This window comes from Niveispirillum sp., assembly GCF_017996735.1.
Lineage (GTDB): Bacteria > Pseudomonadota > Alphaproteobacteria > Azospirillales > Azospirillaceae > Niveispirillum.
In genome coordinates this window covers 1-4,393 of the sequence record NZ_JAGOGJ010000249.1, presented here as the reverse complement: position 1 = coordinate 4,393, position 4,393 = coordinate 1, and the positions used below count along the sequence as shown (strand labels likewise).

Genomic DNA, 4,393 nt, shown 5'->3' with positions numbered 1-4,393 from the left:
CATCTCCTTCGCTCAGCCCGGTACCATCAGCGTCAATCAGCCCGGAACCATCTCCTTCGCTCAGCCCGGTACCATCAGCGTCAATCAGCCCGGAACCATCTCCTTCGCTCAGCCCGGTACCATCAGCTTCGCCCAACCCGGTACCGCCGGTGGTGGGGTGCAGGGGCCGGTGGCGCCGCCTCAGACGGGGCCGGCCGGCAATCCCTGGGTGACGCAAACCACCTATTGCCCGCCAGCCGTCTGATTTACTGGTGCCTTTCCTGTAACGGGCCGGCGGGTCGATACCTGGCCGGCACCGTTTCCTGTCCCTTGCGAAGGCGGCCCCATGTTCCTGCTGGCCAGCGATGTTCCCTCTTTCCTGCTGTCACGCGGTCTGCTGACGGCCGGGGATATCGCTGGTGAGGGCTTGCGTGTGCGAGAGGTTCGCCGCCGTAACCGCAGTTTCCGGGTGTCAGGGATTGAAGGGCCCGGCCTGTTCATCAAGCAGGTGGCGGCCTCCGCCGCGGATCTGGCGGGGTCGCTGGTCCGGGAAGCGGCGCTGCACCGGCTGGCCGACGAGACACCGGTCCTGTCGGCCCTGCGCGGCGTGACCGTCACCCTGCGCAGGATCGAGGAACGGCGCAGCGCCCTGGTCTTCGACCTGTTCGACGGGGCGGAGACACTGGATGCGCTGTATCGCCGCGCCCGCCATCTGGACCCGTCCATCCTGGCCCGGCTGGGCGCCAGCCTGTCCGCCATCCATACCCAGGCGGAACCTGAAGCGCCCCTGATCGCCGACCGGATCGGCGCACAGCGGCAACCGCCCTGGATCCTGACCATCGGCCGCCGCGACGTGCCGCTTTTCGGCCAGGGCGGGGCGCAACTGGTGGCTTCCGTTCGTGCCACCCCGGCGATTGTTCAGGCACTGGATGCCACCCTTGCCCGCTGGCGTCCGCGCACCCTGATCCAGGGCGACATGAAATGGGACAACATCCTGGTACGCACAGGCCCGGACGGCGCCCATGACCTGCGCATTGTCGATTGGGAACTGGCCGATATCGGTGATCCGCTCTGGGATGCGGCCGGCATCCTGGCGGGTTTCTACAGCAGTTGGCTGGTCGAAGACGGTCGCATGCCCTGGATGGCCGACGCGAACGCCTCGCCCCGCGCGCCGGAACCAGTTCCGATGGAACCGCTGGCCGCCCTCTGGCCCGCCATGGCCGCCTTCTGGCACGGCGCCACCGGTGGCATCGCGTACGAAGCCAACAGCCTACGGCAGGCCGTGCCCTATCTGGGCGCGCGGCTGCTGCAAAGCGCCATGGAATCCACCTTCACCTCCCCCACGGTCCCGCCGCTGGCCGCAGAGCTGGTCAATCTGGCGGGCCTGGCCCTGACCGATGCCGACCGGTTCATGGCGGAATTCATGGGCGTGGGCCGGATCGCCACTCCCGCCGCCGCCTACCCGGCCCTGGAGCGCCCAGTCAGCCCGCCGACCATTACAACCCATGGCACCTGGGCAAGCCCCGACCTGATCGCCATGGCGGAGGCGGTGCGCATCCCGTCGCCGCAATCGGTGCAACTGGCCGGGCTGCCGCCGCAGATGGTCAGCGTCCGGCCGGGCCAGGACCCGCGCCCCGCCCTGCTGGATGCGCTCTGGCCGCTTCTCTACCAGCATGGCTACAGCCGCCGATGGACCGGAAAACCTGCCGCACCCGCATCACTGAACCTCACCGCCGACCCGGCCTTGACCGCGCGATTGTCGGCCGCCAATGCAGGCCGGTCGGTGTGGGACCGGGGCTGGACCCTTTATCAGATCACACCCGACGGTCGCCTGCATGTGCAGAAGGGCGAAAGCTACCGCACCGCCGCCGCCGCTCAGGCCGGCCTGCCGTCAGGCCGGCCGCCACAGCCGGGGGATATCATCGACCTGCCCATGCCACGGGAAAGCCTGACGGCACAGCCGGGCTATTACCACGCGTTCGGCGAAACCCCGGCCAGCGCCGCAGACGACGGTGACCTGGCCCGGATTTATTTCAATGTCGCGCTGGAACAGGCGCCGGCGCTGCTGAACCTGCTGACCCTGGGTCTGAATCGTTACTTCATTCCGTTCCAGTTGAAATGCCCTTCGGCACCGGCCCTTTATGACCGGGTCGATACGCTGGTCCTGTATCCGCCGCGCCGCTTCCTGCCCCTGGTGCTGGATATGCTTGAGGAGGCGGTACCCGTGCTGGCGCCGCTGCTGCGGCCGGAGGAACCTTTGTTCACACAGGCCCTGTTGCCGGGCCTGGGCGGTGCGGATGATCCCGGCACGGGCGAAAGTTTCGGGCAATCGCGCTGCCGTCTGCTGGCCGCCGGCATCATCGATGCCTGGTCGGGCGGGGGCGGGTTGCTGGATTGCATCGCGGCACGGCTGACCGGTGGCGGCCTGCGGCTGGACGGGCTGCACCTGTCGCCCGGTTTTGCCGATCTGTACCGGCCGCTGCGGGGGCGCCCATGAATGCGATACCGGCCCTGGCGGCCCTGACGCAGGGGCGGGACCATTTCCTGCGCTGCGCGGACGAGATCGGGCGGCGCCTGTGCCGCGACGCGCTGCGCGCCGGGGACAGAGTCAATTGGCTGCGGGCGGAACCGGAATGGCGGGAAAACCTGCCGCAGACCCTGCTGCGACCTGTCGGTGCCGACCTGTACCAGGGGGCGGCCGGCATCGCCCTGTTCCTGGCACAGTTGCATCACCGTACCGGCGACCGTCTGGTCGCCCGCACGGCCGATCAGGCGCTGAGGCTGGCCGAAGCCGGTGCCGGCGGGGACGGGTTCTATACCGGGGCCGGCGGCGTCGGCGCGACCATGATCAGCATCGGTCTGATGCGGAATGATGGCGGGCTGGTGGAACGCGGGCTGGATATGGTGGGACAAGCCGCCCGCATGGCAACGGGAACGGACCTGCTGGGTGGTGCCGCCGGTCTGGTGCCGGCACTGCTGGCCCTGGCTCGCCACCATGCCCGTCCCGATTTCCACGAACAGGCCCTGCGGTTGGGTACGGGGCTGCTGGACATCGCGCGCAAGACGGACACCCCGGCCGGTTTCGCCCATGGCGGCAGCGGCCTGCTGCCGGCACTGACCAGCCTGCACTTGGCCACCGGAGAACCGCACTGGGCGGAAGCTCTGGCCCTGCTGCTGCATCGGGAACGGACGCTGTTCGACCCGCAGGCCGGCAACTGGCCGGATTATCGCGATGCCGCCGGACAGCCGTCCGCCAAACCCGCTTTCGGCGCCTCCTGGTGCCATGGTGCTGCCGGCATCGGCCGCTCGCGCCTGTGGCTGCTGGCCGCCGGTGCGCAGGACCCCGCCCTGGAAGGGGAACTGGAGGCCGCCCTGCGCGCGGCCGCCCTGTCGCTGAACCGGCCCGCCGCACCGGAACCGCCGGATTTCAGCTATTGCCACGGGCTGGCCGGCATGGCCGACCTGATCCTGGATGCTGGCCTCTGGCGTAACCGGCCGGATCTGGTGGCACTGGCCGCCGGCATCGGGCTTCAGGGCATCGAACGCCACGCCGCCCCCCGCACCCCCTGGCCCTGCGCCATACGCGGCGTGGGGGAGGTGCCGGGCCTGATGACGGGTCTGGCCGGCATCGGCCATTTCTATCTGCGCCTGCATGATCCCTTGACCTCGGGCAGTGTCTTGCTGCCCGATCCCTATCTGGGCACGCGCAACATCCCGACGGGAGAGAACACGCGATGAACGAACCGAAATCCGCCCGCCACCTGCCCGGTTCCCCGACGCCGTCGACGGGCACGCGCATCGTCGTGTCCCACCGCACCGCGCATCTTCTGGACGAGGATCAGCGCAAGGCCGCCCGCGACCGGTTCGATGAATATGTGGACCGGGTGCTGAAACCCGTCGCGAACACGAAACGGCAGCAGGAAGCGCCGGGTGGCCATGGCCGCCGCATCCTGGTGCTGGAAGGTGATGCGGCCGACCTGCAGGAAAGGTTGCGGGAACGGCCCGACCATCTTCTGGTCGAAGCCGAATTGCCCCGCCATATTCCCCGCCCCCTGCCGCCACCACTGCGCGATCTGCATCGCCGCGTGACGCCGGAACCGGTGGCACGCACGGCGGCGGAGAAAAAGGCCCTGGTATCCCTGCACATGACGGTCCTGGCCGCCGGCAAGCCGGCGGAGGGGGCACAGGTCGGCGTCTGGTTTGAAACCGGTGAGGAAGAGACAAAACTGGTCCAGACCGTCGCCGACGCGCAGGGCCACGCCGTGCTTCAGCACAAAAAGGGCTGGACCCCGTCCAAGGGTCTGATCCTGCCCTATGGTCGGGCCTGGAGCATGATGGTCCCGGCCCCGCATGACGGGCAGACGGTGGAACTGCCGGCCCTGCCCATGGCACAGGGGCCGGGACCATCATGCTC

4 protein-coding genes are annotated in these 4,393 nt (G+C 69.0%); all 4 read left to right on the top strand.

Annotated features, from left to right (window positions below; all coding sequences use genetic code 11):
• Positions 1–244, top strand: a 244-nt coding sequence (locus KBA48_RS32625) for a hypothetical protein (protein WP_292912836.1), incomplete at its 5' end; no start/stop codon positions are given.
• Between the two features lie 81 nt (positions 245–325).
• Positions 326–2,476, top strand: a complete 2,151-nt coding sequence (locus KBA48_RS32620) for a T3SS effector HopA1 family protein (protein WP_292912835.1) — start codon at positions 326–328, stop codon at positions 2,474–2,476.
• The gene (locus tag KBA48_RS32615; RefSeq protein ID WP_292912834.1) at positions 2,473–3,717 is read left to right on the top strand and encodes a lanthionine synthetase LanC family protein; all 1,245 of its coding nucleotides are present in this window, start codon (positions 2,473–2,475) and stop codon (positions 3,715–3,717) included. Before KBA48_RS32620 ends, KBA48_RS32615 begins: the two co-directional genes overlap by 4 nt.
• Positions 3,714–4,393: hypothetical protein (locus tag KBA48_RS32610; protein ID WP_292912833.1), on the top strand; the 680-nt coding region annotated here is incomplete at its 3' end. The genes KBA48_RS32615 and KBA48_RS32610, both read left to right, overlap by 4 nt.

Excerpts from the sequence above, each read along its gene's own strand:
- KBA48_RS32620 (WP_292912835.1), top strand. The coding sequence starts at position 326 with ATGTTCCTGCTGGCCAGCGATGTTCCCTCTTTCCTGCTGTCACGCGGT.
- KBA48_RS32615 (WP_292912834.1), top strand. The coding sequence starts at position 2,473 with ATGAATGCGATACCGGCCCTGGCGGCCCTGACGCAGGGGCGGGACCAT.